Here is a 23659-nt window from a genome sequence, read left to right on the forward strand (position 1 = left end):
AAAGAGACAATGACACCGATGACGACCACATTCGCCGCCGGCGCCTTGGTCACTGCTCGCGGACGTGACTGGGTTGTGCTTCCCGAAAGCGCCGCCGACATGCTCGTCCTGCGTCCACTGGGTGGGGCCGACGACGACATCGCGGCAGTCTTCCCCGCCTTCGAGGATGTTCGCGGCGCCGAGTTCCCGCCGCCGTCCGTGGACGACCTCGGCGACGCACGCGCCGCGGGACTACTTCGTTCTGCTCTGCGCATCGGGTTCCGTTCGGGTGCAGGGCCGTTCCGCTCTCTCGCGGGTATCGCCGTCGAACCCAGGGCGTACCAGCTCGTTCCGTTGATGATGGCGTTGCGACAGCGGACTGTCCGGATGCTCATTTCGGACGACGTCGGCATCGGCAAGACCATCGAGGCTTCCCTCATAGCGAGCGAACTGCTCGCCCAGGGCAGCGCGCAGCGACTGGCTGTGCTGTGCTCGCCGGCGTTGGCCGAACAGTGGCAGGACGAGTTGCGCGTCAAGTTCGGCATCGACGCGGAGCTGGTGCTCGCCTCAACCGTCGCCAAGCTGGAACGTGGACTCGACCTGGGACAGTCCCTCTTTGACAAACACCCGCACGTGATCGTGTCCACCGACTACATCAAGTCGACCCGGCACCGCGACGACTTCGTCCGGCACTGCCCCGATCTGGTGATCGTGGACGAGGCACACACCTGTGTCGCCGCGGACGAGCGCACCTCAGCTCAGAACCAGTTGCGCTACGAGCTCCTGCAGCGCGTAGCCGCCGACGAAGAGCGCCACCTGCTCCTCGTGACCGCAACACCGCACAGCGGCAAGGAAAGCGCCTTCCGCAACCTGCTCGGTTTGGTACGCCCGGAGCTCGCCAACGTGAACCTCGACACGGAGGCAGGCCGCAAGCTGCTCGCCGGGCACTTCGTGCACCGCAGGCGAGCCGATGTGCGGCAGTTCCTCACGAAACAGGACGGTCTGTCCGACGACAGCCTGCGCGAGGACACCGAGTTCCCCGTCGACCGGAAGTTCAAAGACGAGACCTACCAGCTGTCGTCCGCATACCGGAGTTTGCTGGAAGACGCCATCGCCTACGCCGGCGAACGCGTCACGAACGCGCGGGACCGAAGCAAGCGTGACGCCCGAATCGCCTGGTGGTCGGCGATCGCGTTGTTGCGCTCGCTGGTTTCCTCCCCGCGTGCCGCTGCCCAGACCCTGCGCACCCGTTCCGCCGCAGCGTTGGCCGGCACAGCCGAGGAGGCCGACAAGCTCGGCGCTCCGCTCACCAGCGATGCCTCCGATGTCGATGCGTTGGAAGGCCTCGATGTCGCGCCGGGCGCGGAGATCGAAGACGCGGGCGCCCGGCTCGCGGAGCTGGCTGACCGGGCGGAGCAGCTGGAAGGTCCGGATGGTGACCTGAAGCTGGCGGCCCTGACCAAGCACCTCAAGGTGCTGTTGAAGGAGGGGCACCACCCGATCGTCTTCTGCCGATACATCCCCACCGCCGAGTATGTGGCTGAACATCTGGCGGAGAAGCTGGGCAGGAAGATGGTCGTGCGCGCGGTGACCGGCACGCTCTCCCCGCAGCAACGCTTGCAGCGGATCGAGGAGCTGGCTGAGATCGCTGGTGCAGACCCCGCGGCTCGCCGGGTGCTGATCGCCACCGACTGTCTGTCGGAGGGCGTGAACCTCCAGCACCACTTCGACGCGGTAGTCCACTACGACCTCGCCTGGAACCCGACGCGACACGACCAGCGCGAAGGTCGTGTCGACCGCTTCGGCCAGAAGCGGGACATCGTCAAGGTCATCACGTTGTACGGCAACGACAACGGCATCGATGGCAAGGTCCTCGAAGTCCTCATCAAGAAGCACCGACAGATCTGGAAGGACCTCGGCGTCTCGGTCTCCGTGCCCGACGCCATGTCGTCCGGTGTGACGGACGCGATCGTCGAATGGCTGTTGATGCGCAGCCAGCAACCTCAGCAGGTAGGCCTGTTCGAGCCCGAGGACCTCGCCACCAGGTCCGACGAGATCGCGGTGGAGTGGCAGTCGGCAGCTGAACGGGAGAAGGCCTCCCGGTCGCGGTTCACCCAACGTGCCATCCACATCGAGGAAGTCGCCCGCGAGGTGGCGGCGATCCGGGACACGTTGGGCCGCGCCGGGGAAATCCGCGGATTCGTCCGGCAGGCAATGGCTGGACTTGAGGCTGTGCTGCGCGATGACGGCGACGGCTTCACCGCAGACCTCAGCGGCACACCCGCTGGACTTCGTGACGTCGTCGCTCCGGTGCTGGGCGGCGACGCCGTCGAACGTCCCGTACCCTTCCGCTCCACGGCCGCCGTGGCGCGTGGCGAAGCCGCCCTGACGCGCACCGACCCGGTTGTGGGAGCGATGGCGGGCTACGTCCTCAACGCTGCTCTCGACAGCAAGATCGACGGCCCCAGGCCCGCTCGTCGTTGCGGTGTGATCCGCACCCGTGAGGTGGCAACCCGCACAACTCTTCTGCTCGTGCGCTACCGATTCCACCTCACGCTTCCGTCCCGCGCGGGCGAACGTCAGCTTGTCGCCGAGGACGCCCGCCTGCTCGCGTTCCGCGGTGCCCCGGCGAGCGCCACCTGGCTCTCCACGGAGGATGCGTTGGGACTGCTGGACCTGACCGCCGACGAGAACACCCATCCCGCCTTCGGTGAAAGCACCATGACCCGTGTCTTGGAAGGGCTACCCGCCACCAACGAGCATCTGAAGGCGTACGGACGGGAGCTCGCCGACGAACTTCTCGCGTCCCACCGCCGGGTGCGCAGCGCTTCCGGTGAGATCGTGCGCGGCCTGAACGTCTCTACCGAGGGATCCGCCGACATCCTCGGCGTCTACGTCTACCTCCCGGTGTCCGGCAACGCGGGAGGAGCCGCCTGATGTCTCTGCTCGCCCGCAACCAGATCCTGTCCGCCATCCACACCGTCGGCGGTCTGCTGCCTGCCGACATGCTCACGCGCATCAGAGACGGTAAGGACGTCAAGGGCTCTCAACCCGTCGACTACCGCGTGGTCGGCAAGCGTTCGGTGCGTGACGACGCGGAGCGCCGCTGGGACTACCTCAAGGCGGTCTGGCGTGAACTGCGAGAGCGGCTTCCCGTTGCGCCGGAAGCCGAAACCCCGGCCGATCCCACCGGCCTCGCCGTCACGCAGTGGTTGGAGCCTCTCTTCGCCGAACTGGGCTTCGGAGAACTGACCGCGCTCGGAACGTCGGGGCTTGTCTCCGATGACGGCAGCAAGACCTTCGCGATCAGCCACCGGTGGAACCACGTTCCCGTGCACCTGGCGGCCTGGAACTCGTCGCTGGACAAGCGCCCCGGTGGTGCCGGAACCGTGCCGCCGCAGTCGCTCGTTCAGGAATGTCTGAACCGCGCGGACGCCCACCTGTGGGGCATCGTGAGCAACGGCCGCCAGCTGCGGCTGCTGCGCGACTCGAATGCGCTCGCCACCGCCTCCTACGTCGAGTTCGACCTGGAGGCCATCTTCGACGGCGAACTGTTCAGCGAGTTCGTCCTGCTCTACCGGCTGCTGCACGTCACCCGCTTCAAGATCGACGAGGGTGAAGCGCCTTCGGCGTGCTGGCTGGAGAAGTGGCGGGTCGAGGCCATCGACTCGGGCGTCCGCGCACTGCACCACCATCGGGACGGGGTCAAGAAGGCGATCATCAGCCTGGGAACGGGCTTCCTCAGGCACCCTGCCAATGCCGAACTCCGCAACAGCCTGGACGTCCACACATTCCATCCGGCCTTGCTGCGTCTCGTCTATCGCCTGATCTTCCTCTTCGTCGCAGAGGACCGGGAGGTGCTCCATCCAGAGGAGGCCTCTACGGAAGCTCGTCGGCGCTACGCCAACTACTTCTCCTCCGCTCGCCTGCGGCACCAGGCAAACCGCCGGAAAGGCACCGCCCACACCGACCTCTATCAGGCCCTACGGATCGTCCTTGACGCGCTCGGTGACGAGAACGGCCGGCCGGAGCTGGGTCTGCCCGGTCTGGGCGGTCTGTTCGACGACAGTGATGCCGATGCGCCGTTGCGCGGGTTGTTCCTGGCGAATGTCGATCTGCTGGACGCTGTGCGTCACCTGTCCCGTGTCCGGGACGAGGACTCCGGACGATGGCGCCGGGTGGACTACCGCAACATGGGCGCGGAGGAGCTCGGCTCCATCTACGAGTCCCTGCTCGAACTCGTGCCTAAGCACAGCGCCGTGGACAGGACCTTCGAGCTGATCGACCGGCTCGGCAACGACCGGAAGAAGACCGGCTCGTACTACACGCCGAGCTCGTTGATCGAGACGCTGCTCGACTCCACTTTGGACCCGGTCATCGACGACGCTCAGAAGCGTGGCGAGGTGAAGGCTTCGGCTGCCGGTGAGCCTGACGCCACCGACAGCATCGTCGCGGAGTTGTTGTCACTCACCGTCTGCGATCCGGCCTGCGGCTCCGGACACTTCCTCGTCGCCGCTGCCCGCCGCATCGCCAAACGCGTCGCCTCTGTGCGGGAGAAGAATCCGGAACCCACTCTCGACGCGGTACGCCACGCGTTGCACGAGGTGATCGCCCGCTGTGTGTACGGAGTCGACCTCAACCCCATGGCCGTCGAACTGGCGAAGGTCTCGCTGTGGCTGGAAGCCCTGGAGCCTGGCAAGCCGTTGGGCTTCCTGGACGCGCACATCAAGCACGGCAACGGTCTGATCGGTGCCACGCCGGCGTTGCTCCGAGACGGCATTCCGAACAAGGCGTTCAAGTCGGTCGAAGGTGATGATCCAAAGCACGCGGCCTCACTGGAGAAGCAGAACGACAAGGAGCGCAAGGGCTGGATCGGGCTCTTCGAACGGACTGTCGAGACGAAGGTAGCGAACGCTACTTTCGCTGCCGGTCTGCGCCGCATCGCCGACGCCCCGGCTGACACGCTGGCGGACGTTCACCGGCAAGCAGCCGACTATCGGGATTGGGAAGACTCGGCCGCATACCAGCGTGCCCGGCACGTGGCGGACGCATGGTGTGCGGCGTTTGTGTGGCACAAGACGAAGGACGCGCCGACCCCGATCACGAACGACGTCTTCCTGAAGCTTCAGGATCCTGCGGCGACGGCCGCATCTCAGGGGACTCACGACGAGATCGTGCGGCTTCGTGACGAGTATCGCTTCTTTCACTGGCACCTGGCGTTCCCGGACGTCTTCACCGTGCCTGAGGACGGTTCTGGAGTGGATCTGGCCACCGGTTGGGCGGGCGGCTTCTCGTGCGTCCTCGGCAACCCGCCGTGGGACAAGGTCGACTTCGAAGACAAGAAGTACTTCGACGTGGTCGAGCCGTCGATCGCAGCAATCTCGGGCACGGCGCGGCGAACGCGGATTGCTGAGTGGTGCGAGGAGTACCCGGATGCGGGAGAACGCTACTGGGCAGCGCGTCGCAGGGTGAAGTCAACGTTCCTCTTCGCAGGAAGCTCCGGAGTGTTCCCGCTATGCGGCAAAGGGCTTTCAGTCAAGGGTGTCACCATGCTTCAGACCGATCAGCTCTTCGCGGAGCGATTCATGACCATCGTGGCACCTCCAGGTCGCATCGGATGCATTATCCCGACCGCCATCGCGACGAGCGCTGGAGCGCAGTTCCTGTTCGGTGATCTTACTTACCGCGGCGCCATCTCTCATCTCTACGACTTCGAGAACCGCAGACCCCTCTTTATCGGAGTTGACTCGAGGTACAGGTTCTGCATGCTGTCACTGGTCGGCCGGGATCTGCGTGAACCCGCAGCGGCATTTGCCTTCTGCCTCGCGGATACGCCTGATCTCGATGACGCTGACCGCATCTTTGCACTCAGCCCCAATGAGATAGCCATTATCAGCCCCAACACCGGAAGTCTTCCGATCTGCCGGACTCGCCGCGAAGCAGACCTTACTGTAGCGATCTATCGCCGAATTCCCATCTTGCAAAGCGAATCAAACACGGTCAACAATCCGTGGCGCATCAAGTTCGAACCAACTCCGTTTCACATGACAGACGATTCCGACCTTTTCCGAACTCATGAACAGCTGACATCGGCAGGCTGGCGTCTTGAGGGCAACATCTTCACGCGAGGCGAAGAGCGAATGCTCCCACTGTACGAAGCAAAAATGGTACACCATGCCGATCATCGCTGGAACTCATACTTTGGCACCGGAAATGAAGACCGTCGTCGGGTCTCCCTTGCCGAAAAGCGAGATCCGTCGACAGTAGCCGATCCGCGCTACTGGGTGCAGGAGTCCGGACATATTCCCACACGCCGAAGGAACAAGCAGGTTGAGATCGCAGGAATCAACCTGCGTCTTGGCACACTGAACTGGGATCGGGCGTGGCTATGCGGCTGGCGCGATGTCTGCCGGGCGACCGATGAACGTACAGCGATTCCCGCGTTCCTTCCCCGAACTGCTGTCGGCCACACGTTGCCGCTAATGCTTCCGCACGTGTCTCCAGCACTTGTCGCAGCCCTTGTGGCAGCTCAGAGCTCACTCGTATTCGACTTTGTAAGCCGCCAGAAGGTGGGGGGTGGAATACACATGGCTCTGATGATTTGGAAGCAGCTCCCAGTTCCGTCTCCTGAGGACCTGAAGCGGCACACAGTCTTTATCGTTCCACGTATCCTAGAGCTCGCGTATGCGGCGTACGACATGGCGGGGCTTGCGCGCGATCTTGGGGATTCCGGGCCACCGTTCCAGTGGGACGAGGAACGGCGCGCGCGGATCCGGGCAGAGCTCGACGCGTACTTCTTCCACCTCTACGGCATAGATCGTCCCGATGTGGACTACATCCTGGAGACCTTCCAGTCGGACTCGGGTGGCGGCCTCAAGAACAACGAGATCGCGAAGTACGGCACGTACCGAACCAAGGACTTCGTTCTTGAGGAGTACGACCGCATGGCTCCCGCCGGCGTCGATCTCGACGTCCCTCTCGTCGACGGCGAGAACTACACGTCGACGCTCACCCCGCCGCCTGGCCACGGCCCGCGCCATCCCGCTGCGGCCAGCGGTACGGTGTGATCCGTCGACCTGATCTTCGAGTCCACCGAGAACAGAGCGCCAGCGCCGTGAACTGGGTGCTTGACGTCATGTAGACCAGATTCACCGACACACAGGCAGCGCGAAGCTTCCTAACGTGCCTGTCGGCAATGACTCTCGGCGTTCTCCAAGGCGACAGGTCCGTATGCGGACAACGCACTCGACAACGAGAAGATGGTGCTTTGCACGACTGTGTCCCGGCCACCAGCTATGGCCGGGACACAGCGCCTGCCACGTCAGTGGGTCGGACCGACCTCGCCGATCTTCACCGACGGGCCAGGAGCGCCCCACCGCATCGACCAGCCAGTCCGGGCACCGACTCGTCGGTGCGGTGCCTTGGAGTTCGATCCAATGCCGGTGCGGCAACTTGATCCCGGACGTGCTTCCCGGCCGCAGGACGAGGAAGTTGTCCAGAAATGGACTGGCGATCAGTGCGTGCACGGAATGGACACCCCCTGAGCAGCATGCGGACCTGCGCTTACCCCCGAACTTCGACGGTCCCGCAGCTTCCTGTGCTGGGCAACGCGGCCGAGCAGAACACACCGAACCGGCTCAACCTCGCTCAGTCCTACGAGCGACCACCTTGAGAATCGTCACAGCACGTAGCCGGGACGCGTGAGCATCACGCGTCCCGGCATCCACTGAGGACTGATCAGTCGGCGTTGTCGTCCCAGTCCAGCTCCAGCTGCTCGGGAGTGTCGCCGATCGCCGCCGCCCCCGGTTCTGCCTGCTCGGGGTCCTCATGGGGCAAGGCATAGTCATGGGCGAGCGACGCCAGGTGCAGTACCAGCGGCAACCCGAGCGCATCGGTGTAGTCGTCGGCGAAGCGCTGCTGGTGCACGAACATCGCCCACCGCTCCGCCTCGTCGCCGGGCTGCAACGCGGCCATTGCCAGCTCCAACAGCTCGGGGTTCCATGCCGACTTGTCGGGCTTGCGCTGGGATGACCCACCGCTATTGCGGTGCTCGGTGAACTTGCTGACGTCCCGGCCGACCTTGTGTTGGCTGGCCTTGTCGGAGGTGCTGTAGAACACACGGCCCTGTTCATCGTCGACGACCCACAGGCCCTTGGAAATGCCGGCACTGGTCTTGTCCGGCGCCCACCACTGCGGGGTTTCGTTCCGGTCACTGCCCGCGACCCGCACGATCCTCAACTGCCTGCCCTGCGAGGCCAGCCGCTGCAACGGCCCGTTGCCCAGTCGGACCTTGTCGGGGACGAGCCCACTGTTCGTGAGCCACGGCCACCGTTCCCTGGTGTTCTGCGCGTGCGTGTACGCGAGCGTGGGCTCGCCGCGCAGCTTGTACAGCGTCTGCTGGATGAACTGGGCCGTGATGTCTTCTTGCTGGGCCTTGGTCTTGAGGTCGTCACCGCGGATCTGCCCGGTGAGACTCCTGAGCAGCTCCGGATACGGAACCCACTCCTGCATCTGCGGCGTCCGGCCCATGACACAGCTCTGGCCACCGCGGATGAGCACGGCAATCGGCGTGAACTGGGGATACTGGTTGTCGCTACTGACGCGACGCTTGACGAGCCAGAACGCCACCTGATTGAGCTCAGCCGGGATGTGCTCACCGACCGCGTGCTTGGGCACGAACCGCATGCCCAGCTGCCGCAGACCGTCGGCCCATGCCGCCGCCGCGCGGTGCGGTGCGCTTTCGTCGTCGGATGCCGAGGGGACTTCCAGGAACTGGCTGACCAAACCGGCGTCCGCGCAGCCGAGCCTGATGGGGTGCTTTGGATCGGCGGTTCGCTTGAAGGCCTTGCGTCCCTCCAGTTCGACAAAGACGACCGATGCGGGCCCAGTGGCATCACGCATCCACTCGCGCAACGTGTCACGCACTCCAGTACGGCGTTCCAGGATGGCCGCGTCCCAGTCCGCTCCCCGCCGCGGTGCCTTGTCTCCACCGATGCTGTCACCCAAGGCTCCGAGCTCGCGCACGTGCAGTCGCACGGTGAGCTCCGGGTGCTCCCAGGCCCAGAGATCAGGGCCAGCCTGCACACGGTGTTCCGCAAGCCCGAGGCTGGCTTCAGCTGCACGGACGAGGTGGTCGCGCATCACGTCGCTCTGGTTCAGCAACATGATGTTCAGACCGCCCTGTCCCACCGCAGCGGCGACCAGTTCACGCTTCTCCGCCGCATTGGCCTCCGCGATCTCGGCGTTGCGCGCCGCCGTCTCGGCCGCTTCCGCCTCGGTCGCGTCCTTCTTCAGCGGGGCGTTCTCCTGGAGCAGCTTGTGCGGGACCTGTGGCTGGAGCCTGCTCCTCGTCAGCTCACTGCTCGGGACGAACTCCGGTTGGAGCGCCTGTGCTGCCCATTCGGTCAACCGGCGCCGCTCGCTCGGCATGATCCCGGCCTTGACACCGTGAGCGCCCATCATCGTGTGGTGCAGCACTGCAGCCGTGAGGCCGTCCCTGCCGTCCAGCCACGTCTCGGGTTCCTTCACCATGAGCTCGGCGGACGGGAGGTTGCCGAGTGCCGACACCCGCTGGAGCATCCCCTCCGGACCGCCCTGCTTCCATTGGTTCTCCCCCGTCCTGGTGTTCCACGCCAACTGACCCACCGCGAAGCGTTCGGGTGACGGGCCGTCGAGCACGAGACTTTCGTCGGCGAGCAGGTACACGGAAACGCTTCCCTTTGTGGGCATCCAGACCTTGCCACGTACCCAGCGCCGCACACCGGTGCTGATGTTGATGCGCGGCACGGCGGAGAACGGCACGGTGCGCAGGGAAATCCGAATGTACGCGGAGTAGCTCCACGGCCTGCTCTTCTCGCCGCGACCGGAGAGGTGTTCAAGCGGCGGCCACGAAACGAGTTCGGCACCCGGTGCGCCCGCGGTCTGAGCTACCTGACGGAAGCTGAGCTTCTCGCCGAAGTGCTCGTACGGTTCGAGCTGGGTGATCCGAGCGGCGAAGGTCTCGGGCAGCAGCCGCCACAGATGGGACGCCGGAACGGCAGTGCCGCCATCGGACACCGTCTGCTCGAGCATGTCGACGCTGACCAGGTCCCAGTTCAGTGAGCCGATGGCCAGCTCGCCGGCTATCTCCTTGACGAGTGAGTGCGCTTCTGGACTCGGCTGCATGTCCCGCAACCACGCGTGGATGAAGTTCGCCATCACCGACCTGGGGTACGGGTCGGCGGCGTACAGCCAGGGCTTGCCGTCGTCGAGCGGGGCGTTCGTGGCGACCGAGATGAGATCCGGGGCAAGCGCGGCGATGACGTGGTTGAGCCTGCGGATCGGCACCTGCTTGATCCGGTCGGACCGGCCGTGCCGGTACAGGCGTAGCAGCGGGTCACGCCAGGAGCGCGGGAACGACAACGCGTGATGGGCCACGTAGAACGGGCCCGCGTCCGCCGATGGGATGAACGATGCAGGCTGAATGTTGTTGTATGCCATGGGATTGGGCCTTTCAGTCCATCTCGGCGAGTGCGCGGTACAGCGGCTCGTAGAGCGCGGTGACCAGGGACTTGTCGATGTCGGTCACGGACGGGTCGTCGTCGAAGTACGGGGTGAGCAGCTCACGCATGCTGGCCAGCAGGCTGCTCGCCGGCGTGTCGGTCGCGTTCAGACCGGCTTCACGCGGAGAGAAGGCGGCGTCGACGAACACCACGCGGGCCGGCACCCCTCCGCGCACCAGTCGACCGATGACCTGCCACATCACCACGAGCTGGTCCCAGGTGAAGGCGACCTTCTCGTCCTCGGGCAGGCTCGTCCATGACAGGCGACGAGTCAGGAAGCGGTTCCATTTGCCGCGGGCAGCCCGGCGGAACGCCAGGGCGGCGAGGTCCGGGGTGCCTGCGGCAAGCGCGGCCTGATGGAACTCCCCCTCTGGTCCACGCACCTGGCGCACCGCCCAGTCGTTGATCGCCTGGATCGCGAGCGAAATGTCGTCCGGACGCGGGTGCGGCCGAGCGAGGAAGTACACGGTGCCGATGGCCGCTTTCCCGCCGGGGATCACAATGTTGTGTCCCCGCTCAACCGCCAGCAGAGGCGCGACCAGGATCTCGCCACCGGTGCGGGCGAACGCTGCGACATCGCCACGGCGCAACGCTTTCACATCGTTGTTTCGCGGCAGAGCGGTCCATGCGGAGTCGACGTCCGCATCGTCGGACACCAGCTGGGTGATGCGCCCGGTCCACTCCGGAAGCGAGTTGAGGTACTGCGCCGCGCGTTTCGCCTCCTCGTAGCTGCCAACCAGCAACAAGATCCGGCGCCGGTCGGGATCGTCGATGTCGGCGAGCTCCAGCTCAAACGGGCTTCGTGAACCGGCGAGACTACGGTCGGGCTCGGCGAGCTGGTGCAACATCTGGATCAGCGCCTGCGGGCGTTTGTCAGGTTCACAGCCGGACAACCGGATCGGGTTGGTGCTGTCGGGCCAGTACAGGAACTCCTTGCGGAACGTGGTGCGCAGGATGGCGTCAACCTCTTCGTCGTGAGGGCGAAGCACGGCTCCCACTTCAGCGTGAACGTGGTAGCGGCTGGATGTCCCGGCCCAGCTGGTGGCCGACATCAGCACCACGTGCGGACCCGGCCTGCCGTCGACCGCAGGCAGGTCTGGCAGGTCGAGCAGGAGTTCCCTGCCGACACCACTGCACCGGAAGAACCGAAGTTCTCCGCTCTGCTCGCCGTCCTTGCGGCGATCGTCGAGCTGGAACTGGAAGCCCAGCACGTTGCCCATCGGGGACTCGGGAATCACCGGCTCGAAGTCACGCGGCGGACGGCGGGACAGCACGTTCGACGTCGAGTCGAGGTTGAGCGCTGCCTCGACTCGGGGCCACATGTCGGTCATGAAGTTCAGCCGGTGGTGCAGTGCCGCGAGGACGAGGGTGAGCTCGAAACGAGGTGCGTGCACGTCGAGTTCCTCCACGATCGCCGCATCGCCGGCGACGAGATCCAGTAGCACTGAGCGAACCCGAGTGCGAGTGCCCGATCCGTGTGGTGCGTGCAGCAGGCCCAGCGTGAGGTCGACCAGTTCGTTCACCATCTCAGCAACGCCGTCGTCGTTGTCCGCCAAGACCTGTCGCTGCAACGGGTCGTCGCGAAGGCGGTCAAGGATTCGGTCGATGCGCTCCCGCGCCGCAGTACGTCTCTCGACCGTCGTGCCGTCGGGCAGGGGCTTCGGATCGGTTTCCCGCAAGTCCGGAAACCACGCGTTGATCAGCCACTGGTGCAACGTGATCGCACTGAAGTAGTCCTGAGTGATCCACGAACGCAACGAAGCGTCCTGGATGAGCAGTGCGTAGAGGCGATCAGTGGCCGCGGTGACGGTGTTGACGGCGTTCGTCCAGTCGTCGACGTCCTGGGCGGAAAGCTGCAACCGGCCCTGCCGGGCCAGTTCGAGCAGCTTGTGGCCGGCGACCTCGTCCAACCAGGAGTTGGGCGAACGTCCGACGAGCGTGGTTGCCGGGGCGAACGCGGTGTCCAGCTGCATCTGCACGCGGTCGGCCTCGTCCACCACGACCAGATCGCTCATCCGGCACGCGAGTTCCAGGTACCGCAACCGTTGCTCGTGCAGCGGCTGCGGGACGGACGTGTGCACGAGGCTGGCCGGCGTAGCGACCCACACGTCGGCATCAACGAGCTCCCTGGCTCCGTGCTGGCGCGGGCAGCGCGTCCATAGTGGACAGCTGTGGCGCTTGGATCGTTCAGGAGCGACAGGTTCGGGCTCACGTTCTTCGGAGAACAGGGCGGCAGGCGACTGGGAAGCCCGCTTCGCGGCGGGATAGATGCTGGTGCACGGAGCTTGACCGATCCGCAACGCCCGATCGGCGTCGAGACCGCGCAGGGCGTCCAGGGGGCAGGCGCTGTTGACGTAGGCAAAGCCTGGGTGATCGTGGGTCAGCATGGTCGGCTCACCCGCGGTGGTCACCCGCCGGTGCAAACGCTGGATGTGCCGTTCCAGCGTTGACCGCCCGAGCACGGGCGCGGCTCGGACTCCTAGCCTGTTGAACAGGTTGACGACGTTCAGCGTCTCCGCGACGTCACCGACCACGATGGTGATGCGCAGCTGCCGGACGGTGACCACCCAGAACGCCAGGATGTCGCGAAGCGTGCTCTTGCCTGCTCCGACCATGCCGACGAGGTTGAGCAGACCGTCGATCCTCAGCGGCCTGTCCGCGACGAACTCCGAGCGTTCGCGGACCAGCAAGCTTACCCGGCCGAGCCGCGCTGCCCACATGTTCGGCTTGCCGCCGTTCTGCTCCGCCTCGATCTCGTCCATTCGCACAGCCGCTTGTTCGAGCTGTTCCCACGTGACCTCTATGGGCGCGCCGCGGCCGTTGGGCAACGCATCCAGGTTGTGCGCCTGTGGTGCGGGGGCGGGGAAGAGATCATCGGTGAAGGTCACCGCGTGCCGCCGGTCGCGTACCGGGAACCAGTGCTCGCCAGGCCCTGCAACCGGCACGCGCTGCGTCAGGAACGGCGGAGGGCTGGTGAGGAGTTGCTCGTACCGGTCGAAGCGCCGCGGTACCCTAGACGGCGCTCGCCTGATCGGTACGTCGTCAGCCGAGGTCAGGTCGTAGCCGCGCAACGCTTGCGGGACACGCGCGTAGGCAGCGAGTGCGAGCAGCCACTCGCGGCGGCGCCGCAAGGGCAGCAGATAGTGACGGCCGCGCCGGATACGCAGCCGCTGGGCCTCCGTGCGGACATCACCGAACGCTTCGCTATAGGGGTAGCCGCCGAAGAGCGTCCACCCGTCCGCCGCGGTGCGCGTCGGCATCGTGGTTTCGAGCAGGTACAGGCCGAGCTCGACATCCAAGAGGTCACCAGGCCGCAAGGACGACATGTCCTCGGGCCATGCATCCCGGAGCTGGGCGGACAATGCGGTGTGCCAGCTGCTGCGGTCACGCATCCTGGCCTCTCCTCTGCTTGCGGCGAAGCAATGCCTTCGCCTCTCGCACGAGTTCGCGGTCCGAGAACAACTGGACGCGTCCCGCGGACTCGTCCGGCAGGTGCTGGCGGAACACCTCGCGGTAGCCATCCCGTTCGATGAAGCGGTAGTGCGGCACGACGAGCAAGCCACGGTCGTATGGCGGGTCGGGGCGCAACGGCAGGGTGGACCGGCCGAGCAGCGCCGGGTTGGCGCGGTCCTTCACGTCGATCGCCCACACGCGGCCATCCGGAAATCGCACGCACAGGTCGTAGGCGTCGAAGTTTGGCCACATCTCCGGCTCCAGGCCGAGGGCACGCAGCTCGCCCTCCAGGGCGGTCTCAGCAAGCCCAGGACCGGTGATGAACGTCCGCAACGGTCTGGTGAGCTGGTAGACGCCGCCACCGGCCACGGGGTCCAGACCGCGGGCGACCCGGACAGCCTGGCGACGACACCGGTCGAGCTGGCAGACGTACCGGGCCTCGCCGATCGGAACGAGAAGGCAGTTGCAACTCGCACATGCAGCTGCCTTGCCATCACGGACATACGCGGCCGTGATGGGCGCGTACGACCGTTTGATCGCGTCGTGCAGCAGCCCGAGGTCGAGATCCTCACCGAGCAACACGAGCTCGGTCGCGGTCAGCGTCGGCCGTTCGATGAGCAGCCTGCGAAATGCGGTGTAGGCCTCGGGTGACCGAGCCGCCCTGCAGAGGCCGAGCACCTCGAACATGAGGTCGTTCTCGAACCGCTCCGCCGCCGGGTCGGGCGCGGATACCGCCCACTCCAGACACTCCTGGGTCGGGCTGCCGGTTTCCGGGTCCACCAGCAGGCGATCGCCCATGCCCAGGTCGGCCGACAGGTGGAGAGGCCAGCGGGACAACGGCCGTTCGGCTGCCCAGCGCACCAGCTCAGAAACACTGCCCGGCGGGCGAACATCCCGCCGGATGCAGTGCAGGACCACATGGTTGTACGCGTTCTGCACTGCATCCGGGTATACGGGATCTCCTGCCGAGCGCAGTTGCGAGAGCCGGACGAAGGCGGTCGCCAGTAGCCGCACAAGCGGCTCACCGTCGAAATAGGACAGCCCGGTCACCGCCCACCGCCGAGTGCGCTGGAACACCACTGTGAAACCGGACAGGTGCCGCAGACCCGGCCCGTCGGCCTGGCCGTGAAGATCTCGTCGCTACGCCACGGCTCGGCGAGGTCGTGCAGGATCCGACGCGCCTTGGCGACCCGTTCCGGCTCATGGAACGGCTCGATGCACTCGAGGTTCGCGCTGTCAGGCCTGAGGGTCTCCAACTCGACACGAGCTCCTGCCAGATCCCCTCCCAGGTGACCGTCCGCCAGCAACACGGTGGCCAACGCGAGCTGGGGGTGGGCGTCGAGCGGGTCGTCGTGGTAGCGGCTGTCGCGCTGCGTCGTCTTGATCTCGCGCCACACGACTGCACCGTTGTCGTGGAAGAGCATGTCCGGCTTGGCGACGACCACGACGTTCGCGCTCGTGTCGTGGAAGGCCAGATCGGATTCGATTGACACGTCGGTGATCGAGCCCGCGTTGAACGGGCAGATGTCCAGGTGCCAGCCGAGCATCTGGGAACCAATCCGCGCCCATTCCCCAGACATGATGTAGGGATCCTCACCCCAGCGGTGGTCCGCCATCGGCATGTCGAAGGCGTTGCACTCGCCCGCGCCGTGACGGTGGTTCCGCTCCAACCACCAGTGCACTGCCTTGCCGAGCTGGGCTTCGAGGCTGTACTCGTTGGCACGCGGCAGGCGGCTGCTGTAGCCGAAGGCCATGCCGGGGCAGTCGCTGTGGTACCTGAGATCACTCACCGACACCTTCCGCAGCGGCCACGGGGAACGCCGGGACGGAAGGCCGAGCAGACCGGGTGTCTTGGGCAACGCGTCGCACGAGGTCAATAGCTTGCACTTGAGGCACGACGCACCGGGACGTTGACGCCCGCCCCGGACCAGACTCGTGATCCGGTCCTTCGCGTGCTCGGCGAAGTACGCCCGTGCTTGCTCCGGGGTGCCCTCGAACAGCAACTCGTATGAACCGTCCATCAGACCGACTTCGGCGACACGAACCCAGTTCACGGTTTCTGCGCCCAGCAGCCGGTAGGGCTGGTTGTTCCACTCCGCCCGCTCAGCTGGTTGCCCGAAGGCCGCGACGTGGGCCGCGTGTGCGATCTGAGCTGCCGGGCGATCCTTCTTCCCGCTCTGCTCCCCGGTCTGACCGAGGACCAGGAACCGGAACTCGCGCAGTCCGGTGGCCGGGTCGTGGTACTGCCGCCCCCATGCGGTGCTCTCCCAGGTCCGGTCCCCCTTGGTGCCACGAACCGCCCATTCATGTCGGCAGGGAACGACGGGAGGTGCGTCCTGCGGGCGCTGGTTGGCCAGATATGACCGCGCCGCATGCCGGACGAAGTTGCGCTGCATGTCGTGAAGAGGTGGTGCACACCGCTCGACGTCCTGGAGGGCGGAGTCGATCGAGTCGCCCCCGAACTCGACCCGGTCGAGGACCTTCTGAACCCGTGCGAGCGGGAAGTCCTCGAGCCTGGCCTTGGGGTACCGCACAGGAAACCTCGCCGAGACCGCAGGCCGCGCCTTGGCTGCGGTGTAATCCGGACAGGTGTCCTCTGCCTGCCCGGCGAGTGAGGCGCTGATGCGCAGCAGCCGGGGGTTACCCCGCAGGCCGGCCGGCATCGGCGAGTGGTCGGTCACGAGACCCTCCCAGGTCTTGATCCGCACTGTCTGTCACTCCCAGTCGAGAGGATCACGTGAACCGTACCAGATCTCACTGTGAATAGTGCCAACCACAATTTGTGGACAAAAGGTGGACAGTGCGGTTGCTAACGCCCTCACTACACGACAAGGTATGATCGGAACGACGTTTATGCAGGTAGATGAATGAGACGAGAGGTGTGGCATGACTGCCGGACGGGTGGAGGTGACCGCTGCGGACATCGCCCGCATCGCCGACGTGAAGCCGACAGCCGTCAGCAACTGGCGCAAGCGGCACGGTGACTTCCCGGAGCCGGTGGGCGGGACGGATCGCAGTCCGCGCTTCGACCTCGGCGCGGTGGAGGCCTGGCTAGCCAAGCAAGGCAAGACCAGTTCGATCGCTCCGGCCGAGAAGTTGTGGCAAGCGTTCGAGTCCGCACGTGACGTCATGCCGAGCGAAGCCGCTCTTGCGCTCGCCGGACTTCTGCTGTTTCACCTGCATCAGCACCAGATGCAGGAAGTTCCACATGACAAGGCCGGTCTCACAGACCTCATGCAGCGGGCCGAGCACACCTTCACCGAGGCGCCAGGGGCCGACGCCGGTGGCTTGGGCGAGCTGCTCCTGCCGCTTCAGTACGACCTGGGAGCGCGACACCTCAGTCTGCTCACCGCAGCTGCCACTGCCGCGATGACGAACGGCGCCGCAGCCACGTTCCACGAACTCTGCGAGCGCTTCCTCGCACAGGGCGCTCGAACCGGCTTCGCAGCCACGCCACGGGAACTCGCGGATCTCATGGTGGACTTGACGGGGAACGTCTCGGGAACCGTGGTGGACCCGGTGTGCGGGAGCGGCACCTTCCTGCTCGCCGCAGCTGAACATGGTTACCGCCGTGTACAGGGTCAGGACGTGAATCCAGCGATCGCACTCGTCGCCGCGCTCCGCCTGGCATTCCGCAACAAGGACTTTGCCGGCCGTTCGGTCCCCTTCACCGTCCACGCGCAGAATTCCCTGACAGATCCGGCTTTCCGGCGTGGGCGAGCAGCTGCGGTTCTTGGGCACCCACCGTTCGCTGAGCGCAGCTGGTCGTACGAGGAGCTCGAGGACGGGCCTGACTGGGAGTACGGTTTTCCGCCACGCGCGGAGTCCGAGCTCGCATGGGTACAACGAGCACTGTCATACGCCGCCCCTGGTGCGCCGGTAGTGCTGCTCCTACCGCCCGGTGTGGCCTTCCGTCGTTCCGGGCGACGCATCCGCGCCGAACTGGCGAAGCGTGGAGCCCTCAGAGCACTGATCTCACTACCGCCAGGATTCGCCACCCACTACGCGTTGTCTCTGCAGATCTGGTTGCTGGAGCGCCCGGTAGTCGATCAACCGATCCCTGCCCGGATGTTGCTCGTCGACACGAGTGACGTGGCACGCGACCATCAAAGCGCGGCCGGGCAAGGCGAGCAGATACGCACGCTGGTCACCGAGATCTGGTCAGAATTCGTTGCAGCGCCAGACGAGTTCGCCGAGCGTCCCGGAGTCGCCCGAGCAGTACCAGTCATGACTCTGCTGGACGAGGAAACTGACCTGACCCCTCGCCGTCACCTGCCTCTGCCGGTGCGCCGAGCCACATCGACCGCCGCACTGAACTCGACGCGTGGCGACTTTGAAGACGCACTTGACCTTCTGAAACAAGCGGTCCCGCCACTTCCGGAAGTACCGGCTCCACGGTCGGCAGACACGCGGACCGTGACCTTGAACGACCTGGTCAAGTCGGGAGTCGTGCTACTTCGTCGCCCTTTGGCTATCAGCGCGTTGTCACAAACGCCAGGTCCAGCCCGTTACCTCACGAGCAGGGACATCTCCCTCGGTCGCGGGCCATCGCGCATGGGGTGCGTTCCCGACGACATTCTCGAGAACCCTCCGATCCGAGCAGGCGATGTCCTCGTGCCGATGTTCGCGAAGAAGCCAGTCGCCCGAGTAGCCACAGAGGATGACGCCGGGGCGCACCTCGATGTCGGCATTCACCTGATCCGCACACAGAGCGACATCCTGGACCCCTGGTACCTGGCCGGTTACCTCTCCAGCACCGATGGAGGGCGGCAGGCGGTTTCGATGACAAGTTCGACGGGGTCCGGCAGTCGCATCGATCCGCGCAAGGTCCGGATTCTGCTCCTGCCCCTTGAACACCAGGTGCAGTACGGAACAGCATTCCGCCGACTTGCTGAGTTCATGCGCTCCTTGAGCACCGTGCGCGATCTCGGTTACGAACTGGCTCGCAACTCCGCAGACGCCATAGCTTCTACCTTGAGCTCGACCGCGGACGAAACGGTCGCGTCTCACTCATGAACAACTCCAAGGAACTTCCGGTGCCTGCCCATCCCTAGCGACGACGGGTAGGCACCTTCTTGGATACGCGCCGAGTCGTCGTTCCGGAGTGCCCGCCTGAGACCACGGTCGTGCTGTCGACGCCAAGTACCTCGGCGGCGAGGGCGAGCCAGGCCTGGGCATCGGCTCCCTTGCGGTCATCGGTCCACAGGAGGATGCCGTTGGGACCACCGCCGTCCGAATGCGGAAGAACGCGGTTGTCGGTGTACCAGGCCTTCTTGAGTTCCCACTTCCGGGCGTAGTCCGGCAGGTCGAGCATGCCGGCGTGCTCCCAGAACACAGTGCGGCCATCCGCAGTGGCGATGGTGAAGTCCGGCAGTACTTCGCGACCGTCATTGCCGATGTATGGCTTCTCGTACTCCCATTGTCCGGGAACGAGCTGGTCCAGCAGGCCGGCGATGATGACCTCGTTCTTCGAAGCCATCGGCGTGCCGTCGGCGGAGACGTGAATCAGCTTGCGATCGTACCGCCGCGCCTCGCCCCGCAACTTGAGAGACACCGGCTCCGGGGCGGTGAACAGGTCGGTGAGGCGGCGGGATGTCTCCGACCGCCATGGCTGTGCGAGGTCGCGCAGGTCCGCAAGAGTGCCCTCGTGCAGGATGACGACCTTGTCTCTCTGCCGGGTCATTGCGGTGTACATGAGCTCCCGCGACACGTTGGTGCGGGCTGGCAGCACCAGGAAGGTGATCCCGAACTCGGACCCCTGGGACTTGTGCACGGTGACGGCCCAGGCCAGTTCGAGTTGGACGTCCTCACGGGAGGTCGGCCAGTAGCTGTACTGGAATCCAGGCTGCGAGGAGTACTCGACGTTGAAGGCCAACGCCTTCTTGGGGCGCTTCGCCGCTGGCGTACGGCCGATACCGACACCGATCTCACCGTTAGCGACGTAGTTGAGTCCGCCATCGGCTGGATATGCCTTGAGTCGCCGGTTGATGGTCTGCATGACCTTGTCACCGCGGACGATGAGTTCGGGACCGATCGGTGCGGCGATGTTGGACTTGTAAGTGCGCTGGGCGAAACGGGTGTCCGAGGTTCGATAAGTCCGCTTGATGTGGCGGTTGAGCTCGACGGTTCCGAACGCGCGAGATCTGGTTGGCGAGAGAATCTGCCAGTTCTCAGCAGCGCTCCCGGCGCCAGGTTCCCAGTTCAGGTACTCACCGTTGATAGTTCCGCCGTAGGTGCAGGCGAAAGCCCGTACCTGGTCGAGATGCCCGTCGAGGGCGAGCTCTTCCTGCATCACGTCTGTCAACGCCTGGACCGCCGATCGATCGCCCCAGGACTCGTAGCGCACCGTCGCCTGGTTCGGGTCGGCTGCGAGCACGGTCCAGATATCGTCGTCGGCCGCTCCGCGGACACCGTCCCCGAACCAGGCCGCGAGCTCCAGATCGTGACGAGTGCCGATGCCTCCGTCCGGCAGCTGCCGCCTGGGGACTTGCAGCTCTACGTACCCAGGCGCAACCCGCAACCAATCCGCGAATTTGGTGGGACGCAGCTTGTTGACCAGATCGACGAATGGTCGCCCGGCACCGATCGGTGGCAGCTGCTTCGGATCGCCGACGAGAACGAGGCGTTTGACTCCGGTGAACGAGTCGAGGGTGGCAGCCAGCATCTCCTCGGTGAGCATGGATGCTTCGTCGATCACGACGAGACCAAAGCTCTGACGCGGCTTCTGGTCGCCCCAGACGAGATAGCGGCCAGTATCGCCATCGTAGCGATCCGTCGTGGTCAGATAACTGGCGAGAGTCTTCGCCGTCAGCCCGACCTTGGTGTCTAGCTGGACCTTCGCCTTTCCCGTCGGCGCAAGCAGCAGTACTCCGCCCGCGTCGACACCGGGATGCTCGACCAGGGCTCTGAGCAACGTGGTCTTGCCAGTCCCCGCCGGCCCGATCAAAACCGACAGCGAGGAGTTGTGCAGAGCCGAGAGACCGGCGGCCTTCTCGGTGCGGGCGCGTTCTTCCAGCTCGCTGTGGGTCGTCTCGGATGTCGTGGTGACCTGCTGGTTGCGGTCAAGTGCCTCGTCAAGCACCTTGCGGGCGTTGGCCAGCACGCCGAGGTTGGTGTGGCTTTCCTGCGCCGCGATCCAGTCGCGGATGACATCGGAGGTGTTCTCGTATCGGGTGAGCTTGTACGCCGATGATCCGTTCGCAAGGGGGACGCTGGTCAGCGGCGACCATTCAGACCGGTCGACCAACGAGTCGTGGTCGAGATCGAGGCCCGTCGTGATGACCTGGGTGAGGTTCGGCGGTTGACTCAGGTTCACCGAGTTGGCAAGTTCTATAGCTTCGCTTTGGGGGACAACGGTGTCACCCTGTCGGCCTTGCCGCTCCAGCACATCGGTCAACAGAGCTTCGATACGGCGACGGTCCAGCGGCCCTTCCAGCTTGATCTCATCCGGCACCGCGGGTGTCCACGTCACGTAAGTCGGCGGGAACAATGCCCGGTCCACCGCGGAAAACGGCACGTGTTCCGGCATGGTGTAGGTGCACGTCGCTGCGAAGTACGGATTCTCCAGCAGTTCCTCCGCGGAGGTTTCGACCTCAGCTTTGCCGTCCATGAGCATCTTCACCTGGTCGGGTGCGATGTCGAGTGCTGACAGCAGCTGCAGCACTGCTTGGTGTTCGGCGGGGAGCTTGCTCCAGATGCGGCCGATTGGTCTGGGCAGATGCGAACGGAGTGCGTCAGGGGCCGTGCCGGGGTCGGCGAAGATGCCTTCGAGGAACGGCCAGGGGTCAGTCTCGCCAACGTGGTCGACTACGGCCCGTGCGGCGACATAAGGCTCGGCCACGCCGATGTAGGCCAGTGCGGCAGGTAGGCCGGGAACCGGACCTCGGACTTGCCACAGGCGCTCGGTCTGCGTGGAGATCCAGCAGAGCGCGGTGTCGGGTACCTCGATGTCGAGGGCGCGCATTCCGAGCGCGGCTTGCTGAAGGGAGGCGAGTGCCTCGATAGCGGCGTCATCGGACAGATGCTCGGTCACGTAGGAGAACTCGACATCGCGGCCTTCCGGCGCCCACGCGAGTGCCTTGTCGACATCGACACCGTCATCAAGGAGCGGAATCAACTTCTGGTAGGGCAGCAGGATCCCGTCGACCATGTCAGGACGCAGGCTGTGCTCGACGATGGTCTCCCACATGGAGGAGTTGAACGGAGGGTGCCCGGTCTGCTTCCACATCGGCGGCAACGTCACTCCAGTGACACGGGCGGCGCCGACGAGGAGGCGGTCGGTGCGTTGCTCCTGCAGTGGTGAGTGCTTGAGGTAGATGAAGACGAGAGAGTCACCGGCCACCACCGACGCAAAGAACGCGTCCAGCAGGGCCCGTTGGTTGTGCCCGTCCATCACCCAAGAGGCTCCGTCGAATCCGAGAGCATCGTCGACGTGGTCTTCCGCCGTTGGGTTGAACGCCGGTACCCGACTCGCTCCTATGTCTTCAGCGAGCGAGGTTCGGTTGAGCCAGCGGAAGGGAACGGCTTCGAACGCATAGCCCGGCAGAGAGACAGGGGTGGGGTGGATCTTGCCCTTGAGCGCCCGGTTCCAGGCGTACGGGTGCGTCTTCATGACCGTGTACCCGAGCGGTGACATGAACGTGGCGCGTTCACTCAGGCACGGCAGCCTGTCTTGGTCGAGGGTGTCGATGCCCGCCGACGCGTTCGCGGCCTCGAAGGAGTCGTCGCGGTTGGGGCCGATGTTCGCTAGCAGAGTGCACGAGGAGTTCCCCAACGGGTCATCACAAACGAACTGGTCCCACGCACGATCCCGCCACGGCACCCGCATCGACAGGTGCTGAACACCGCTCACGATACTCCTCACTCGCATCAGCTGCCCCGGTATTCGTGACCACCGTTCGCAGCGTTACCACGGGGCATCAGCTGTAGTGCTCACGTCGTACGGTCAGCTGATGTCGTAGCTCATGCGAAGGTACGGCTCTGCCTTGTCCAGGTCTGACTAGTTCGTGATGCGCAGTTCAAGATCGCCGGTGCCGAAGTGGCCGATGCTGCGCACATCCCGGGAGAAGCTCGACTCGAGGTCCACGGACTCCGGGCTCACCTTGAGGTAGACCAAGAGGGCGCGACTTCGCGGGTGCACCTCGAGACAAGCGAATTTCTTGAGCCGCTTGTAGGAGAAGTACAGCTTCCCAGTGGTCTTCTGGATGTCATCACCGAATGCGAGGAGTCTCGCATCCAGATCGGCATACAGGTACTTCAGGTCGTCGGGTGCTTTCGTCAGGTAATCGACCGCAGTCGGCTCGGCTGATGACGCCAGTTTCATCGGAATTGGCCGTTGAAGCATCGGTGTAGTCGTGCTCACCGAGGTCAACAGCTCACCACCGAAGTCACGGTACCGGACAAGCTCGATGTTGTGGTTGTTCTGACGGACCGCATGTTCGTCGTAAGGCGTGAAGTCGCCGGCGACACAGACCAGCCTCGGGTTCGTCCAGTCGATCTGCTTCGCGGCTTCGGGCCCCAGGCGGTCAGATGACGCTCCAACGCCACCGAACCGCTCGCCAGTTCCTCAGCTCGACCAGCCGTGTTCCGGAACAGCTTGAGATCGCTCATCCGACATCCGCCCCAACGGCTCCTGTGCACCCACTCGAACTCACATTGATATCACCGTTGATCACCGGTTGGGTAGC

The 23659-nt window shown here is 65.1% G+C and carries 9 protein-coding genes; 3 read left to right on the top strand and 6 right to left on the bottom strand.

The features are described 5' to 3' along the window. Positions 1-9: 9 nt before the first annotated feature. Entirely contained in the window at positions 10-2916 is a 2907-nt protein-coding gene (locus ORI60_RS15525; RefSeq protein ID WP_266037960.1) for a DEAD/DEAH box helicase, read from the top strand. Further along, entirely contained in the window at positions 2916-7046 is a 4131-nt protein-coding gene (locus ORI60_RS15530) for an Eco57I restriction-modification methylase domain-containing protein (protein WP_266037961.1), read from the top strand. Before ORI60_RS15525 ends, ORI60_RS15530 begins: the two co-directional genes overlap by 1 nt. A 670-nt stretch (positions 7047-7716) precedes the next feature. Here ORI60_RS15530 and ORI60_RS15535 read toward each other — a convergent pair. The 4 genes from ORI60_RS15535 to ORI60_RS15550 are packed head-to-tail and all read right to left on the bottom strand — an operon-like array spanning position 7717 to position 16681. Next, positions 7717-10458 (bottom strand): pPIWI_RE module domain-containing protein, encoded by a 2742-nt coding sequence (locus ORI60_RS15535; RefSeq protein ID WP_266037962.1) that lies wholly within the window; start codon positions 10456-10458, stop codon positions 7717-7719. A 13-nt stretch (positions 10459-10471) separates the two neighbouring features. Continuing rightward, entirely contained in the window at positions 10472-13912 is a 3441-nt protein-coding gene (locus tag ORI60_RS15540; RefSeq protein WP_266037963.1) for a hypothetical protein, read from the bottom strand. Continuing rightward, positions 13905-15023: a hypothetical protein gene (locus ORI60_RS15545; protein WP_266037964.1), complete on the bottom strand. Its 1119-nt coding sequence runs from the start codon at positions 15021-15023 to the stop codon at positions 13905-13907. The genes ORI60_RS15540 and ORI60_RS15545 overlap by 8 nt, the downstream gene beginning before the upstream one ends. Continuing rightward, positions 15020-16681, bottom strand: coding sequence for a PD-(D/E)XK nuclease family protein (locus ORI60_RS15550; protein WP_266037965.1), 1662 nt, complete (start codon positions 16679-16681; stop codon positions 15020-15022). The genes ORI60_RS15545 and ORI60_RS15550 overlap by 4 nt, the downstream gene beginning before the upstream one ends. A gap of 178 nt (positions 16682-16859) precedes the next feature. On the opposite strand from ORI60_RS15550, the gene ORI60_RS15555 reads away from it, so the two are divergent. Continuing rightward, positions 16860-18989 carry an N-6 DNA methylase gene (locus tag ORI60_RS15555; RefSeq protein ID WP_266037967.1) on the top strand — a complete coding sequence of 710 codons (2130 nt, stop codon included), beginning with the start codon at positions 16860-16862 and terminating at the stop codon, positions 18987-18989. Positions 18990-19023: 34 nt separating this feature from the next. On the opposite strand, the gene ORI60_RS15560 is transcribed toward ORI60_RS15555, so the two are convergent. Next, complete coding sequence (locus ORI60_RS15560) at positions 19024-22824, bottom strand: AAA family ATPase (protein WP_266037968.1); 3801 nt, start codon at positions 22822-22824, stop codon at positions 19024-19026. A gap of 147 nt (positions 22825-22971) precedes the next feature. After that, entirely contained in the window at positions 22972-23334 is a 363-nt protein-coding gene (locus ORI60_RS15565) for a DUF5655 domain-containing protein (RefSeq protein WP_266038032.1), read from the bottom strand. Positions 23335-23659 lie beyond the last annotated feature (325 nt).

The organism is Lentzea sp. NEAU-D7 (assembly GCF_026242055.1).
Classification (GTDB): domain Bacteria; phylum Actinomycetota; class Actinomycetes; order Mycobacteriales; family Pseudonocardiaceae; genus Lentzea.

Excerpts from the sequence above, each read along its gene's own strand:
- ORI60_RS15525 (WP_266037960.1), top strand. The coding sequence starts at position 10 with ATGACACCGATGACGACCACATTCGCCGCCGGCGCCTTGGTCACTGCT.
- ORI60_RS15530 (WP_266037961.1), top strand. The coding sequence starts at position 2,916 with ATGTCTCTGCTCGCCCGCAACCAGATCCTGTCCGCCATCCACACCGTC.
- ORI60_RS15535 (WP_266037962.1), bottom strand. The coding sequence starts at position 10,458 with ATGGCATACAACAACATTCAGCCTGCATCGTTCATCCCATCGGCGGAC.
- ORI60_RS15540 (WP_266037963.1), bottom strand. The coding sequence starts at position 13,912 with ATGCGTGACCGCAGCAGCTGGCACACCGCATTGTCCGCCCAGCTCCGG.
- ORI60_RS15555 (WP_266037967.1), top strand. The coding sequence starts at position 16,860 with ATGACTGCCGGACGGGTGGAGGTGACCGCTGCGGACATCGCCCGCATC.